Origin of the sequence: Sphingobacterium thalpophilum, from assembly GCF_038396785.1 — a bacterium.
GTDB lineage: Bacteria > Bacteroidota > Bacteroidia > Sphingobacteriales > Sphingobacteriaceae > Sphingobacterium > Sphingobacterium thalpophilum_A.
The window spans coordinates 505757-520905 of record NZ_CP151087.1 but is presented as its reverse complement, the minus strand read 5'-3'; the positions used below and the strand labels follow the sequence as shown (position 1 = coordinate 520905).

Sequence of the window (15149 nt, the reverse complement as noted above, 5' to 3'; positions counted from 1 at the left end):
TTATTTTTGTGGTTTTTCTCGATTCATTTCAGTCATGTCAACTTCGTTCATCTTGGAATCACCCAATAGATATTGGCTAAAGTAATCGCCCATTTTCCAGAAGAAATACTCCGTCATATCGCCAAAACCGTGTCTTTGTCCAGGTAATAGCAGGAAATCAAATCTTTTGTTAGCCTTGATCAATGCGTCTACCATGCGAATTGAATTTGCCGGGTGCACATTGTTGTCAATGTCTCCGGTAGCGATAAGTAGTCTGCCTTTTAGGTTTTTTGCGAGCTCTGTATTTTTATTGATTTGGTAGGAGAATGTTGTATCGCCTTTAGCGGATACTTTTTCTGTCACTCCATGATGACGCTCACTCCACCAGCGGTTGTAAATCTGATTTTCATGGTTTCCGGCGCCAGACACCGCAACTTTAAAGAAGTCAGGGTAAACAAGCATCGCTGCTGTGGACATAAAACCACCGCCGGAGTGACCAGTTATACCAACGCGGTTAATGTCGATGTATTTATAACGATCTGCGAGCTGTTCCGCCGCTACTTTTTTATCTTCCAAACCATAATCGCGCAGATTGCCATATCCATAGGTATGATACCATTGCGAGCGTGAAGGATGTCCACCACGGTTACCAACTGTGATGACGATAAAGCCAAACTGCGCTAGCCTGTCGATTCTGTCCATGCTTCTTCCAAAGGATTTATTGACAGCTTCGGTTTGAGGCCCAGGGTATACATATTCCACAATTGGATAAGTTCTGGTACTGTCAAAGTCAAATGGTTTGTACATGACCCCATAGAGATCCGTGGTGCCATCCCCAGCTTTCACTTTAAAAGGTTCTGGAAATTTGTAACCTGCAGCAAATAGCAAGGATAGGTCAGCTTTTTCCAGTGTCATTATTTTCTGTCCATTGCTATTGTATAAGACGGATTCAGGAGTCGTGTTTACTCTGGAGGAATTATTGACAAAATATCGGGAAGATTCGCTCACTTCCACTTGGTGGTCAAAGTTTCCTGGATTCAATAATTTAATTCCGGAGCCATTTGTATTTATACTGTACTGGTGTAGATAATAGGGGTCTTCGTTTTTCTCACGTCCCGATGCTGTAAAGTATAATGTTCCGGAAGCAGGGTCAAAACCGGTAATTTCCTCCGTATGAAAAGCTCCTTTTGTAATTTGATTAATCAATTTTCCATTTGTGTCGTAGAGGTAGTAGTGGCCCCAGCCATCTCTTTCCGACCAATGAACTAATTGCTTCTTGTTTTCGATCAGGAATGGTTTTTGAACATCCAAATATACATTGGAACGCTCCTGGATAATATTGTTTACCGTACCATTTATATTGACCTTTAGGAGATCAATTCGTTTCAGGTCGCGGCTAGAGCGTGAAATGTAAAACTCTTCGTTATTGCCCAGCCAATAGTTGGTAAAATAATCCTCTTTATAAGAATTTTTATCCGGTGTTTTTGTCCAGGTAGAGACGGTCTGATTTTTAAACGCAGCTATATTGATGCGGCGTGGAGTTTTTGCTGCCGCGTCGAAGATATATAGTTCAGTTTCTGTCGAATCGACTTCGCCTGGCATTTGGTATTTATAAGTTTCAAGTGTCGGCCGGGATGAGCCAACATTATTGATTACCCATAAGGGCTTTAGAGAACGGTTGTCCTTTCTGGTCAAGGTAAAATAACGTCCATCCGGAGACCAGCTGATCCATACCCGCTTGCGTTTAGTATCGTTGTCTTTATCTTTTTCCTCACCCGTAGTTGTGCTATATTCATCACCGCCCCAAGCATAATATTGCACCCCGTCTTTTGTTATCTGGTGCTCAACAATGGTGCTGTCTTTTTCATCCTTTACCGCTTTAAGATAGTTGAATTTGTCCATCCAATACAAGTTGTAATCTTTCGCAAAATAGACTGTATTGGTGTCAGGCGAGAATGTCGCCCAACCCAATGGCGGTTTTACCTTTGTCGAGTCGCTGATTTCTACCACAGACTGTGCTGCTAAGTCATATTCCAGATAAAATAGTTTCTTTTTGGTGGTATCGGACTTATTCTTGAGCTTTTGTATTTCATCTTTGGATTTCACCGTATCTTTGGTGCTCTGAATCTGAAACCTCAATTTTTTCTCATCTTTGGTAAATCGAAGGCCCTGTAATTCCAAATGTTGTGCATCTACAGGATTTTTAACGATTTTAGTAATTTGTGCGGCGAGGTTGTCGTTATTGAAAAGAAGTTCTTTCTTTTTCAGCGCAGGGTTTACAATGTACCAGTTTCTTCCCTGCGGACTTGCGTAATCATACCAAAAGCGATCGGAAAAATTGATCCAATTTGGTTTGATGCTGGTCGAAAAAATCATTTTCTTTAATTTTTCAGGGGAGAATTTTGCAGCCAGCTGATAATTTGACTTTATAGGGGCTTCCTTCGCCTGTTGTGCAGTGCTAACATAGGGCAATAAGCTCGCCGCTAGGATTAAGTAGTACTTATGCATTAATAATATAGATAATTGTATAATAATGGTTCTGAACGTAAAAATATCTATTATTAGGTTCTTTTGCGAATGATTCGTGTAATAATCCTATGATGGATAGAAGTTTTCATTGAAATTGACCAGAAAAAGTTCCTTTGTTGCTCGGGTAACCCCAGTGTATAACCATCTTAAAAATTCAAGATCCAACATATCATCGTTTATATAGCCCTGGTCAACAAACACGATTGGCCATTGACCGCCTTGTGCTTTATGGCAGGTAATTGCAAATGCAAATTTAATCTGAAGCGCATTATAATAAGGGTCTTTTTTGATTGCTTCGAGCCTGTCCTTCTTATCCATGATATCGGCATAATCCAAGGCAATCTCTTCGTAGAGAGCTTTTTGGCTTTCATAGGGCAGATTGGGGCCGTCTGTATAGAGGCTATCTAAGATAACGCGGCAGGTGATGGGTTCTATTTCGTCAATGTCTACAAATTCAAATGTGACATCTGCAAATCGAAATCCATGCTGATCGTGGATGTTACTTACTTTTCGTACTTTGGCCATATCGCCATTTGCAATAAATCCATCGCCCATGTTGTTTTCCTGTAACCAGAAGTAGTTGTTTTTTACAACCATAATATAATCTCCGCCCGTCAGTTCCTCGTCCCGGAACAAAATTCGGTTCCTTATATTTTGGTTGTATAAATTTGCAGATCGATTTGAACGGCAGATAATCATTGTATTTTCGAGTCCATATTTGTCATATGCATAGTTTATACCTTCGATTAACCGTTCACCTGTCATTCTGTAAAGATCTTTAAATCCTTTTGTTATGAATTTTGGAAAAGGGAAGTCGTCTTGATCTTCTTCTGCCGAGGTTATCTCTTCGCGTATTTTGGTTGCATTGTACAATATACCGGAGTCTTTGGATTGGCGGACAACCGTGGTTAGCTCAAAAGGATAAACGCAAAGATGAAATTCACTTTCGAGATAGCTTGGGTTTAAGGCAGGACTATCTAGGAGTCCTACAGGAGGTAATTGAGCCGTATCTCCAACAAATAATAGGGTACAGTTCTTCCCCGATTGTACATAACGGATCAAGTCGTCCAACAGGCTTGCCGAAAATGCATTCACAGGTGCGTTGGATATCATTGAAGCTTCATCGATGATAAATAAAGTGTCTTCGTGCAGGTTCTCCGCCAAGGTGAAATCCAGCTGAAATGATACAGCAGATTTTTTTCGGTATATTTTTTTGTGTATTGTCAGTGCTTTGCGACCAGAATAATAGGTGATCACTTTTGCCGCCCTGCCTGTTGGTGCCAGCAGAATAGCCTTTTTCCGTAATGCAGGCAGCACTTTAACCAGCGCCGAAATTAATGTTGTTTTTCCCGTACCAGCGTATCCTTTAAGTACAAAGCAGGATTGCTTGTCAAAAGCGAGAAGAAATTCTTGCAATAATTCGAAAGCCTCCAACTGCTGTTCGGTGGCTTGCCATGGGAATTGCTGTATTAACAGATTTTTGATGAACACCCTCAAAGTTATTTAAAAGGTTTGTCTTATCCTCTAGAAAAAGCTATTTTTGCTCTAAGAAGTTTTAATTTTTACAATTCAGCGAATGAATTATATTTCAAAACAATTTAATATTCATTATTTACCGGAGTACAATCTTTTGGTCAAGGCTGGCTTTCAGAAGGATGTCTTGGCGGTGGTTGATAAAAAGTCGATCGCACCGATTTTGATCGAGTATCCGTCTGAGGAGCCAATTTTTGATGCCACACGGATTATGAGCCTTCCGTTTCGATTTGTCCGCGTTGTGATACCACATCAAACTTTTACGTTTATTCCAAAAGAATTTTTTCTGAGCGAAAATATCAGCGATTACCTACAGTTTTTAGGTACAACTGATCTTGAAAATACATTTAGCTATTCTTTAGATAATCTTAATTTAGTTGCTGTATACCAGTTTGATGGGCTTTTATTAAATAGGTGGAAGCGGTTGTTTCCTGATGCTGTTATACTTCCCGAATTTGCGGTTGTGCTTGATCGTGCCCAGGAGCGTGTATCTATTAGAGGGAGTGTGCTGGGGCTTCATTTTGTAGCTGAAAATACAGTTGATTTTTATCTGTTTAAAAACGGGGTTTTTCAGCTTTATAATAGTTTTGAAATTCATAATCTTGATGATATCAGCTACTATGTCCTTAATATTTTAACACAATTCAATCTAGGGGACTCCATCAATAAAGTGCTCCTTTCAGGAGAAATTCCAAATGAATCCTATTATAAACGTATCTCTACTTATGCGGGTGATATCGAAATATTGGATTTGAAGACAAAAGTCGTATTGGCGGATAGCGAGATCGAGTCAAATTTGGCCCCGTATAATGTATTGTTTGATTCTATACTATGCGAATAATCGGAGGTCGTTTAGGTGGTTTAAGGCTGAACCCACCAACCAATTTACCTGTGAGGCCAACCACGGATATCGCTAAGGAAGCGCTGTTTAATATTTTACAGAACCGACTGGATTTTGATAGTTTAAAGTGTCTGGATCTTTTTGCAGGAACAGGAAATATTAGTTTTGAGCTCGCATCGCGGGATGTGGAATCAGTAGATGCAATAGATCTTCATTTCAAATGCGTGCAATATATCAATGAAACAGCCGGGAAGATGAAACTGGAGCAAATTAAAGCAAGGAAAGCCGATGTATTTAAGTTTATTGCCAGCTGTAAGAATACCTATGATTTTATTTTTGCAGACCCACCTTATGATATTCCTAAATTGCCACAATTGCCAAAATTAATTTTTGAACAGGAATTGCTGCATGAACATGGGCTCCTTGTTGTTGAGCATCCGTCAACAAGACAAATGGAAGATCATCCAAATTTTATAGAAACTAGAAAATACGGGTATTCATCATTTTCTTTTTACGCTAAGACTATCTAATATGAAAATTGCTGTTTTTCCGGGCTCTTTTGACCCCTTTACATTAGCTCATCAAGATCTTGTTGAGAGAGCAATGCCGCTATTTGATAAAATTATTATTGCAGTGGGCTATAACGCCAATAAAAAAGGAATGTTAGATCACGACGAACGGGTAGATTCAATTAGCCGTGTTTTTAACGATGTGAGTAGGGTTGAGGTGCATAAATATAAAGGTCTTACAGTAGATTTCTGTAAGCAAGTTAAAGCACGTTTTATATTGCGTGGGCTCCGAAATACCAATGATTTTGAATTTGAAAATGCTGTTGCTCAAAATAATGTGTTGCTCAATAATGATGTTGAAAGTTATTTTTTAATGAGTAGATCTGGAAAGGCACATATTTCTTCATCCATTGTTAGAGACGTGTGGTTTAATGGAGGAGATATCAGTGCGATGGTGCCTGTTTCCATTTTATCCTTGCTGAATGAAAAAATAAGATAAGTTGCCTCGGGCTGGGAAAAAGTTGTTGAAAAACAGGTGTTTATATTCGTTATCTAAATCATCTGTTTTCTTTATTTTAGAACAGCTCACTTTCTCCTATACCGTATAGCCAAATATTATTTGGTAACTTGATTAGTATATTTTTAATGTTCTTATTTTCAATATACTAGATTGTTTTTTTTGTGCTTTTGGTCTAGTAATCGCTTGCTTGGTTTAAGAGGTAATACTCTTCCGGTGTCAGCTTGATTTCTATAGCTCTGCTAAGTTCTTCGAGCTGCTGGATACTAGTTGCACTCACTATAGGCGCTGTAACTGAAGTCCTGTGTAAACTCCAGGCTAATGCTATAGCTGACATGCTAGCTTGTTGTGTATGTGCTATCTCAGCCAAAACATCTAAAATGCGCAGGCCGCGGGTGTTAAACTTGTCTTTTAGTGCGTCATAACGCTTGGCACCTTTGATGTCATCAATAAAGCGGTATTTACCCGACAGAAAACCACTGGCAAGTGAATAATAGCTGATGACGCCAAGATGATTATCGAGGGCCAATTGTTCATACTGCTCTTCGTATTTCATCCGGTCGTAAAGGTTATATTCGGGCTGGATAGCGATATAATACGGTAAATTGTGGTCTTCGGCTATACGAAGGGATTCTGAAATCCGTTCTGGACTTAGGTTGGAAGCACCGATCCATTTTATTTTTCCATTCTGTATCAGTTGATGATAAGCCTCCAGTGTTTCATCGATTCCAGTTGTCAGATCATCGTGATGAGATTGATAAAGATCGATTGTGTCTACATTCAATCGCAGGAGTGAATCTTCCACAGATTTAATAATATACTCTTTTTTAAGATTAGGTTTACTATTGTCTATTCGACGTCCGCCGACTTTTGTTGCAATCTGAATTTTATCGCGAATATCTCTTTTGCTGATCCATTTGCCAATGATTGTTTCTGATTCTGACCCACTGTGTCCCGGCACCCAATGTGAATAGTTGTTGGATGTATCAATAAGACTGAATCCCATATCGATAAAAGCATCTAACAGGGAGAAAGACTGTTTCTCATCGACGGTCCAGCCAAATACATTTCCACCGAAAACAAGAGGTTTGAATTCAATTTCACTGTTTCCGAGTTTTACTTTTTCCATGATCATTTGATTGTTTTCTGATTAAAAATACGTAAAAAAGGTCGTTTTCAATCGTTCTATAGGGCAATGAAAAGTTTTTTTAAAATTTTCTCATTCATTTTCAATGAGTTTTAAAAATGATCAGTATAGTGATTTGGAATAATTAAAACTTTACTTACTTTTGCATCATCCCAAACGGATATGCCCGGATGGCGGAATTGGTAGACGCGCTGGTCTCAAACACCAGTGGGAAACCGTGCCGGTTCGACTCCGGCTCCGGGTACTAAAGCTTCTCAATCGAGAAGCTTTTTTTATTTACTGACTATTTTTTATACTTAGCTTAGCGTAGTTTCGGGATCATACCGAAAGTTTGGGGGGTAATCATTTTTAAGCATACAATTTCATCACTCTGTACAGGAAGAATGTTGTATCCCTTACTCCACGGAAGACGCTCCTGAAAGCTTTGAGTTTTGCATTGAAGGACTCTGCGGATGCATTGGTGCTTCTATTGTCGAAGTAGTGGAGAATGTATTGATGATGTGCTGCAATGGATCTTGCGACACTCTCGAATGAAGCAATACCCGCGTTCTCAACCTGGTTGTGCCACAGTCCTAACTTTGTGAAAGCAACTTTTTTATCCCTGCATTTATTGAAGATGTCACCTAAGGCAACTCCAAGATCATAAGCCTGTTTTAGCTTGGGAAACCTGATGAACAGCAGTTCTGCACGGCGTTTTTGGCTTTCCGACCATCGACTTGGATGCTTGAACAGGAGGTGTCTCGACCTAGCTAATAGCTGTTTGAGCGTATCACCATTAGGCAACAACTCGGGGTCATATGGGATACCCCGTTTTCGCGATTCCATTATTTTTTTGCTTTCTGCATCTAAGACTTCCCATCGGTATTTGATACGGAGTTCCTGAACAGCATCATAAGCAAGTTTTTGTACATGAAACCGATCGATAACCCTTCTGGCATTTCTGAAACACCTACGGATAGCCTTTGCCATATTGGGGGCCATATCCATCGTTACTTCCCTAACTTTGTTCCTTAGTTTAAGTGGAATGCGCTCTAATACAGCAATAATATCTTCCGCCTTTGTCCCTCTTATGGTAGCCAATATGGTTCCCTTCCTGCCCTTTGCTGATTTACTGCTTACGATCGTGTAAAGTTCACCGTTGCTAAAGCTGGTCTCATCGATGCTCAGGTGTTCCGATATGTTATCAGGAAAAAGGGTCCATTGCTCTGCGTGTGGCTTTTGGTCCCAGTCCTGGAAGTCACTGAGATGGTTCTTGTATTGATCCTGTAGTTGCTTACCGTCCATTTGGAAGAACAGACCTACCAATTGGGCGCTTACAGGATGATTATCCAAATATCTTCTTTAAAAAAAGCCCGAATTCCGTAGTCATTCGAGCACCCTCACGCACCAGATTCCAATCTCTTGTGATGATCTCTCCGGTATCCAGGACCGTCCAGCGACGACGGCGGATATGTAGCGTAACTTTCTGGCCTCGAATGGGAAAGTCTGAAATCTCAGTGGAAGGCATGAAGCCCTTTGACTCCAACTTGCTGTTCTGATAGCCTGTCGGAGCAATATTAAGCTCATCTAAATAAATGTGGAGCTGATTGTCAACCTGATCGACTTCTAAAATCTGAAAGTATTCCAATAGCCCTTCGGGCATCAATAGGGACAGTAATTTACGTTCGGCTTCTTGCAAGGGATATCTGTATTAAGGATGCTAAACTAAGAAATTTTTGACATTCCCCCCAAGAATTGGATCATACCGAAAGTTTGGGGGGTAATCATTTTTAAGCATACAATTTCATCACTCTGTACAGGAAGAATGTTGTATCCCTTACTCCACGGAAGACGCTCCTGAAAGCTTTGAGTTTTGCATTGAAGGACTCTGCGGATGCATTGGTGCTTCTATTGTCGAAGTAGTGGAGAATGTATTGATGATGTGCTGCAATGGATCTTGCGACACTCTCGAATGAAGCAATACCCGCGTTCTCAACCTGGTTGTGCCACAGTCCTAACTTTGTGAAAGCAACTTTTTTATCCCTGCATTTATTGAAGATGTCACCTAAGGCAACTCCAAGATCATAAGCCTGTTTTAGCTTGGGAAACCTGATGAACAGCAGTTCTGCACGGCGTTTTTGGCTTTCCGACCATCGACTTGGATGCTTGAACAGGAGGTGTCTCGACCTAGCTAATAGCTGTTTGAGCGTATCACCATTAGGCAACAACTCGGGGTCATATGGGATACCCCGTTTTCGCGATTCCATTATTTTTTTGCTTTCTGCATCTAAGACTTCCCATCGGTATTTGATACGGAGTTCCTGAACAGCATCATAAGCAAGTTTTTGTACATGAAACCGATCGATAACCCTTCTGGCATTTCTGAAACACCTACGGATAGCCTTTGCCATATTGGGGGCCATATCCATCGTTACTTCCCTAACTTTGTTCCTTAGTTTAAGTGGAATGCGCTCTAATACAGCAATAATATCTTCCGCCTTTGTCCCTCTTATGGTAGCCAATATGGTTCCCTTCCTGCCCTTTGCTGATTTACTGCTTACGATCGTGTAAAGTTCACCGTTGCTAAAGCTGGTCTCATCGATGCTCAGGTGTTCCGATATGTTATCAGGAAAAAGGGTCCATTGCTCTGCGTGTGGCTTTTGGTCCCAGTCCTGGAAGTCACTGAGATGGTTCTTGTATTGATCCTGTAGTTGCTTACCGTCCATTTGGAAGAACAGACCTACCAATTGGGCGCTTACAGGATGATTATCCAAATATCTTCTTTAAAAAAAGCCCGAATTCCGTAGTCATTCGAGCACCCTCACGCACCAGATTCCAATCTCTTGTGATGATCTCTCCGGTATCCAGGACCGTCCAGCGACGACGGCGGATATGTAGCGTAACTTTCTGGCCTCGAATGGGAAAGTCTGAAATCTCAGTGGAAGGCATGAAGCCCTTTGACTCCAACTTGCTGTTCTGATAGCCTGTCGGAGCAATATTAAGCTCATCTAAATAAATGTGGAGCTGATTGTCAACCTGATCGACTTCTAAAATCTGAAAGTATTCCAATAGCCCTTCGGGCATCAATAGGGACAGTAATTTACGTTCGGCTTCTTGCAAGGGATATCTGTATTAAGGATGCTAAACTAAGAAATTTTTGACATTCCCCCCAAGAATTCAGCTTGATCCTAGTTTCGGATCAGTTTCAAAACCTGTGGACTACGCAAATAATTTGGTCAATCTGAACAGGAAGAAATTGATGTCACCTACACCTCTAAACTGACTTCTGAAAGCTTTTATGGATCATGTACAAAAGTTGTGGAGGGGATAAAAAATAATTAGATATTTGTGCTTTGATATTTATACAGATGCACGAATCTTTTAACGCGTTAATGCCCTTAATTATTCCCGAAGGAGTTTCCGATTATTTTGAGATGACCCACTATTCCAAAGAAGAAAAAAGACTGGATATCTTTCTGGAGGAACTCAATAATACACCTGAAGAATATCAAGGCCAGAAGTTGATTTCCAAGGGGTTTTTCGAACCCGTTACCCTTCAAGATTTTCCTATCCGTGGCATGCAGGTCTATCTTCATGTCAAGCGCCGCAGGTGGCTCAACCAGGATACCGATAAAGTAGTCTACAGAAATTGGGAACTAGTAGCCAAAGGGACGCGCATCACACAGGATTTCGCAGCTTTTTTAAAAGGTATCAGCGGACAACCAGGCTCATAGCATTCAGACCATCAGTTCATTCTATGGGATATCAGCCAGTAAACTAAGGAGATACTACCGCAATAAACTGAGCGGTTTCCAGGATTGGGAGCATCGCGAAAATGCGCGAGATGGATTGACCTTCCCACAGAATGTCAGCGGCCATCTTTCTATTGACGAGACCTGCCTATCCCATGGCGAGCTCTATACCGTTGTCACCAATAAAGAAGCACGGGGCAAAAAAGGGACCATTGTAGCCATACTGAACGGGACAAAATCAGAGAACATTATCCCGATCCTTCAAAAGATCCCACAGAGATTACGAAATAAAGTTCAAGAGATAACGCTTGATTTAGCCGGTAATATGGGATTGATAGCCAAAAGATGCTTTCCCAATGCTGTTCAGGTAATAGACCGTTTCCATGTTCAGCAACTTGCTAACGAAGCGCTTCAGGAAATAAGGATAAAGCACCGCTGGCAGGCCATTGACGATGAAAATCAGGCAATTGACCAAGCACGAAAGAATAAGGAAACCTATTTTCCGGAAGTCCTATCCAACAGTGAAACCATCAAACAGTTACTTGCAAGAAGCCGATACCTGCTTTATAAAAGTGAACATAAATGGACTTACGAGCAAAGAGAAAGGGCTGCTGTACTCTTTGAGCGATATCCCGATATTGAAAAGGCGTACAGGCTATCCCAAGAACTCTCTTGGATATTCAACACCACCATAGATAAGATCTACGCCTTTACAAGGTTGGCAAAATGGGCGGATAAAGTGGAACAGGCCGGCTTCAAGTCATTCAACACCGTCTCCAGAACCATAAATATCCATCACAAAAAAATATTGAACTACTTCGACAACAAGAGTACAAATGCTTCAGCAGAATCTTTCAATGCAAAGATAAAAGCGGATCAGTTTCAAAACCTGTGGACTACGCAAATAATTTGGTCAATCTGAACAGGAAGAAATTGATGTCACCTACACCTCTAAACTGACTTCTGAAAGCTTTTATCTTTGCATTGAAAGATTCTGCTGAAGCATTTGTACTCTTGTTGTCGAAGTAGTTCAATATTTTTTTGTGATGGATATTTATGGTTCTGGAGACGGTGTTGAATGACTTGAAGCCGGCCTGTTCCACTTTATCCGCCCATTTTGCCAACCTTGTAAAGGCGTAGATCTTATCTATGGTGGTGTTGAATATCCAAGAGAGTTCTTGGGATAGCCTGTACGCCTTTTCAATATCGGGATATCGCTCAAAGAGTACAGCAGCCCTTTCTCTTTGCTCGTAAGTCCATTTATGTTCACTTTTATAAAGCAGGTATCGGCTTCTTGCAAGTAACTGTTTGATGGTTTCACTGTTGGATAGGACTTCCGGAAAATAGGTTTCCTTATTCTTTCGTGCTTGGTCAATTGCCTGATTTTCATCGTCAAGGGCCTGCCAGCGGTGCTTTATCCTTATTTCCTGAAGCGCTTCGTTAGCAAGTTGCTGAACATGGAAACGGTCTATTACCTGAACAGCATTGGGAAAGCATCTTTTGGCTATCAATCCCATATTACCGGCTAAATCAAGCGTTATCTCTTGAACTTTATTTCGTAATCTCTGTGGGATCTTTTGAAGGATCGGGATAATGTTCTCTGATTTTGTCCCGTTCAGTATGGCTACAATGGTCCCTTTTTTGCCCCGTGCTTCTTTATTGGTGACAACGGTATAGAGCTCGCCATGGGATAGGCAGGTCTCGTCAATAGAAAGATGGCCGCTGACATTCTGTGGGAAGGTCAATCCATCTCGCGCATTTTCGCGATGCTCCCAATCCTGGAAACCGCTCAGTTTATTGCGGTAGTATCTCCTTAGTTTACTGGCTGATATCCCATAGAATGAACTGATGGTCTGAATGCTATGAGCCTGGTTGTCCGCTGATACCTTTTAAAAAAGCTGCGAAATCCTGTGTGATGCGCGTCCCTTTGGCTACTAGTTCCCAATTTCTGTAGACTACTTTATCGGTATCCTGGTTGAGCCACCTGCGGCGCTTGACATGAAGATAGACCTGCATGCCACGGATAGGAAAATCTTGAAGGGTAACGGGTTCGAAAAACCCCTTGGAAATCAACTTCTGGCCTTGATATTCTTCAGGTGTATTATTGAGTTCCTCCAGAAAGATATCCAGTCTTTTTTCTTCTTTGGAATAGTGGGTCATCTCAAAATAATCGGAAACTCTTTCGGGAATAATTAAGGGCATTAACGCGTTGAAAGATTCGTGCATCTGTATAAATATCAAAGCACAAATATCTAATTATTTTTTATCCCCTCCACAACTTTTGTACATGATCCTAGTTTCGGACCAAGCAGACTTCTTGGGGGAATATCAAAAATTTCCTAGTTTAGCATCTTTAATACAGATATCCCTTGCAAGACGCCGAACGTAAATTACTATCGCTATTGATGCCCGAAGGGCTTTTAGAATACTTTCAGATTTTAGAAGTCGATCAGGTTGACAATCAACTCCACATTTATTTAGACGAGCTTAATATTTCTCCAACAGGCTATGAGAACAGCAAGCTGGAGTCAAAGGGCTTTATGCCTTCTACAGAGATTTCCGACTTTCCCATTAGAGGTCAGAAAGTTACATTACATATCCGCCGTCGTCGCTGAACAGTCTTAGATACGGGACAGATTATCACAAGAGATTGGAACCTGGTCCGTGAAGGTACCCGAATGACAACTGAATTCGGGCTTTTTTTAAAGAAGATATTTGGATAACTATCCTGTAAGTGCCCAATTGGTAGGATTATTCTTCCAGATGGACGGCAAGCAACTTCAGGATCAATACAAGAACCATCTCAGTGACTTCCATGATTGGGGCCAAAAGCCACATGCAGAGCGATGGACTCTTTTTCCCGGGAATATCTCCGAACGCTTGAGCATCGATGAGACCAGTTTTAGCAACGGTGAATTATATACCATTGTTAGCAGTAAATCGGCAAAAGGGCGTAAAGGGACGATTTTGGCAACTATCAGGGGCACAAAGGCTGAGGATATCATGACTGTTCTTGAGCGAATACCTTTACGTTCAAGGAATAAGGTAAAGGAGGTGACCATGGATATGGCACCGAACATGGCTAAGGCAATCCGTAGATGTTTCAGGAATGCCAGGCGTGTGGTCGATCGGTTCCATGTCCAAAAGTTAGCTTACGATGCAGTGCAGGAACTCCGTATCAGGTATCGTTGGGAAGTATTGGATGCGGAAAGCAAGAAGATAATGGAATCTCGAAAGCGAGGAATCCCATATGAACCCGAGTTGTTACCTAATGGAGACACGCTCAAACAGCTACTGGCTAGATCCAGACACCTCTTGTTCAAGCATCCAGGCCGATGGTCCGAAAACCAGAAACACCGAGCTGAACAGTTGTTCATACGGTTTCCCAAACTAAAGCTCGCTTATGACCTTGGAATTGCCCTGGGTGACATATTCAATAAATGCAGAGACAAAAAGATAGCATTTACCAAGCTGGGACTGTGGCATAATCAGGTTGAGAATGCGGGCATCGCCTCTTTTGAGAGCGTAGCAAGATCCATTGCGGCACATCATCAATATATCCTACACTACTTCGACAACAGAAGCACCAATGCTTCAGCAGAATCTTTCAATGCAAAGCTCAAAGCTTTCAGGAGTGTCTTTCGTGGCGTAAGAGACACCACATTCTTCTTATATAGAGTAATGAAACTGTATGCTTAAAAACTTTACCCCCCAAACTTTCGGTATGATCCGTAGTTTCGCGCGGTTCCTTATTCATTTCCAAAATGAATGGTCTTATTCTTCTGGTTCTAAAACTTTTTTCCATTAAAATGTAATAGAAATAAAAAACACCACAATACAGCGTATTATGGTGTTACATGAATATGTGGTTTGATTAGTTTTTTGCTAAGACCATTTCTGGTTCTTCTTTTCCGCCATGACAGGTTTTACAGGAAATAGCTTTGGCAGGCGAGCTATCCCAGCTTCGATTAAAATACTTTTTGTTTATCTTTTGGGTCATCTTAATCATCGCTCGTCCAATCTCTTTTTTGTGGTTATCATCACTCGCAAAATCCATTTTTTTGGGATCTTCCTTCGACGGTGCATGACAGAAACCACATTTTACACCCAATGCGACATTAAATTCCTTCATAGTGGAAATTAATTCATCGTGGGAGATATTTTTGGGAAGAACTTTGAGATTAGTCGGTTTTGGTTCTTCTTTAGGTTTTTCCTGTTGGAAGCTAAATGCACTCAAAGCAATGGCAATAGCAAACACAGATACAATTGCACCTAATTTATTTATTTTTTTCATTTCTCTTTTCCTTTATGCTTACCTAAATATAGGGAGAAAGAGATAATTTTCAAACAGAAAATGAAGTTA

Annotated in this window: 17 protein-coding genes and 1 tRNA gene; 8 read left to right on the top strand and 10 right to left on the bottom strand. The window is 41.0% G+C overall.

The window, feature by feature from the left end; genetic code table 11:
* Both AACH28_RS02445 and AACH28_RS02440 read right to left on the bottom strand, forming a co-directional pair.
* Positions 1 to 2487: a DPP IV N-terminal domain-containing protein gene (locus AACH28_RS02445; protein ID WP_341832134.1), complete on the bottom strand. Its 2487-nt coding sequence runs from the start codon at positions 2485 to 2487 to the stop codon at positions 1 to 3.
* An 87-nt stretch (positions 2488 to 2574) separates the two neighbouring features.
* Positions 2575 to 3999 (bottom strand): AAA family ATPase, encoded by a 1425-nt coding sequence (locus tag AACH28_RS02440; protein ID WP_341832133.1) that lies wholly within the window; start codon positions 3997 to 3999, stop codon positions 2575 to 2577.
* Between the two features lie 85 nt (positions 4000 to 4084).
* Between AACH28_RS02440 and AACH28_RS02435 the strand changes: the two genes are divergently transcribed.
* The 3 genes from AACH28_RS02435 to coaD are packed head-to-tail and all read left to right on the top strand — an operon-like array spanning position 4085 to position 5890.
* On the top strand, positions 4085 to 4882 hold the full coding sequence (locus AACH28_RS02435) for a DUF3822 family protein (protein ID WP_341832132.1): 798 nt from the start codon (positions 4085 to 4087) through the stop codon (positions 4880 to 4882).
* Positions 4873 to 5412 carry a 16S rRNA (guanine(966)-N(2))-methyltransferase RsmD gene (rsmD, locus tag AACH28_RS02430; RefSeq protein WP_112374789.1) on the top strand — a complete coding sequence of 180 codons (540 nt, stop codon included), beginning with the start codon at positions 4873 to 4875 and terminating at the stop codon, positions 5410 to 5412. The genes AACH28_RS02435 and rsmD overlap by 10 nt, the downstream gene beginning before the upstream one ends.
* A 1-nt stretch (position 5413) precedes the next feature.
* Positions 5414 to 5890 (top strand): pantetheine-phosphate adenylyltransferase, encoded by a 477-nt coding sequence (gene coaD, locus AACH28_RS02425; RefSeq protein WP_341832131.1) that lies wholly within the window; start codon positions 5414 to 5416, stop codon positions 5888 to 5890.
* 193 nt (positions 5891 to 6083) lie between these two features.
* Here coaD and AACH28_RS02420 read toward each other — a convergent pair whose 3' ends face one another.
* On the bottom strand, positions 6084 to 7037 hold the full coding sequence (locus tag AACH28_RS02420; RefSeq protein ID WP_341832130.1) for an aldo/keto reductase: 954 nt from the start codon (positions 7035 to 7037) through the stop codon (positions 6084 to 6086).
* Between the two features lie 182 nt (positions 7038 to 7219).
* On the opposite strand from AACH28_RS02420, the gene AACH28_RS02415 reads away from it, so the two are divergent.
* Positions 7220 to 7299 (top strand) — tRNA-Leu (locus AACH28_RS02415).
* 104 nt (positions 7300 to 7403) lie between these two features.
* Here AACH28_RS02415 and AACH28_RS02410 read toward each other — a convergent pair.
* The 4 genes from AACH28_RS02410 to AACH28_RS02395 form a co-directional block, all read right to left on the bottom strand.
* Positions 7404 to 8387 (bottom strand): transposase, encoded by a 984-nt coding sequence (locus AACH28_RS02410; protein ID WP_286767918.1) that lies wholly within the window; start codon positions 8385 to 8387, stop codon positions 7404 to 7406.
* Complete coding sequence (locus AACH28_RS02405) at positions 8380 to 8733, bottom strand: transposase (RefSeq protein WP_286767917.1); 354 nt, start codon at positions 8731 to 8733, stop codon at positions 8380 to 8382. Before AACH28_RS02405 ends, AACH28_RS02410 begins: the two co-directional genes overlap by 8 nt.
* Positions 8734 to 8824: 91 nt before the next feature.
* Positions 8825 to 9808, bottom strand: coding sequence for a transposase (locus AACH28_RS02400; RefSeq protein WP_286767918.1), 984 nt, complete (start codon positions 9806 to 9808; stop codon positions 8825 to 8827).
* Positions 9801 to 10154 carry a transposase gene (locus AACH28_RS02395; RefSeq protein ID WP_286767917.1) on the bottom strand — a complete coding sequence of 118 codons (354 nt, stop codon included), beginning with the start codon at positions 10152 to 10154 and terminating at the stop codon, positions 9801 to 9803. Before AACH28_RS02395 ends, AACH28_RS02400 begins: the two co-directional genes overlap by 8 nt.
* Positions 10155 to 10402: 248 nt before the next feature.
* Between AACH28_RS02395 and AACH28_RS02390 the strand changes: the two genes are divergently transcribed.
* Positions 10403 to 10768: a transposase gene (locus tag AACH28_RS02390; RefSeq protein ID WP_149525777.1), complete on the top strand. Its 366-nt coding sequence runs from the start codon at positions 10403 to 10405 to the stop codon at positions 10766 to 10768.
* 115 nt (positions 10769 to 10883) lie between these two features.
* The gene (locus AACH28_RS02385) at positions 10884 to 11708 is read left to right on the top strand and encodes a transposase (RefSeq protein WP_341832129.1); all 825 of its coding nucleotides are present in this window, start codon (positions 10884 to 10886) and stop codon (positions 11706 to 11708) included.
* Here the strand turns inward: AACH28_RS02385 and AACH28_RS02380 are convergent.
* Both AACH28_RS02380 and AACH28_RS02375 read right to left on the bottom strand, forming a co-directional pair.
* Positions 11683 to 12531: a transposase gene (locus AACH28_RS02380; RefSeq protein WP_341832128.1), complete on the bottom strand. Its 849-nt coding sequence runs from the start codon at positions 12529 to 12531 to the stop codon at positions 11683 to 11685. The genes AACH28_RS02385 and AACH28_RS02380 overlap by 26 nt on opposite strands.
* A 115-nt stretch (positions 12532 to 12646) precedes the next feature.
* Positions 12647 to 13012: a hypothetical protein gene (locus tag AACH28_RS02375; RefSeq protein WP_341832127.1), complete on the bottom strand. Its 366-nt coding sequence runs from the start codon at positions 13010 to 13012 to the stop codon at positions 12647 to 12649.
* Between the two features lie 143 nt (positions 13013 to 13155).
* Between AACH28_RS02375 and AACH28_RS02370 the strand changes: the two genes are divergently transcribed.
* Both AACH28_RS02370 and AACH28_RS02365 read left to right on the top strand, forming a co-directional pair.
* Positions 13156 to 13401, top strand: a complete 246-nt coding sequence (locus AACH28_RS02370) for a hypothetical protein (RefSeq protein WP_341832126.1) — start codon at positions 13156 to 13158, stop codon at positions 13399 to 13401.
* 100 nt (positions 13402 to 13501) lie between these two features.
* Positions 13502 to 14485: a transposase gene (locus AACH28_RS02365; protein WP_236586037.1), complete on the top strand. Its 984-nt coding sequence runs from the start codon at positions 13502 to 13504 to the stop codon at positions 14483 to 14485.
* 175 nt (positions 14486 to 14660) lie between these two features.
* Here the strand turns inward: AACH28_RS02365 and AACH28_RS02360 are convergent, their stop codons facing one another.
* A complete protein-coding gene (locus AACH28_RS02360; protein ID WP_341832125.1) occupies positions 14661 to 15080 on the bottom strand; it encodes a c-type cytochrome in 420 nt (139 codons plus the stop codon).
* Positions 15081 to 15149 lie beyond the last annotated feature (69 nt).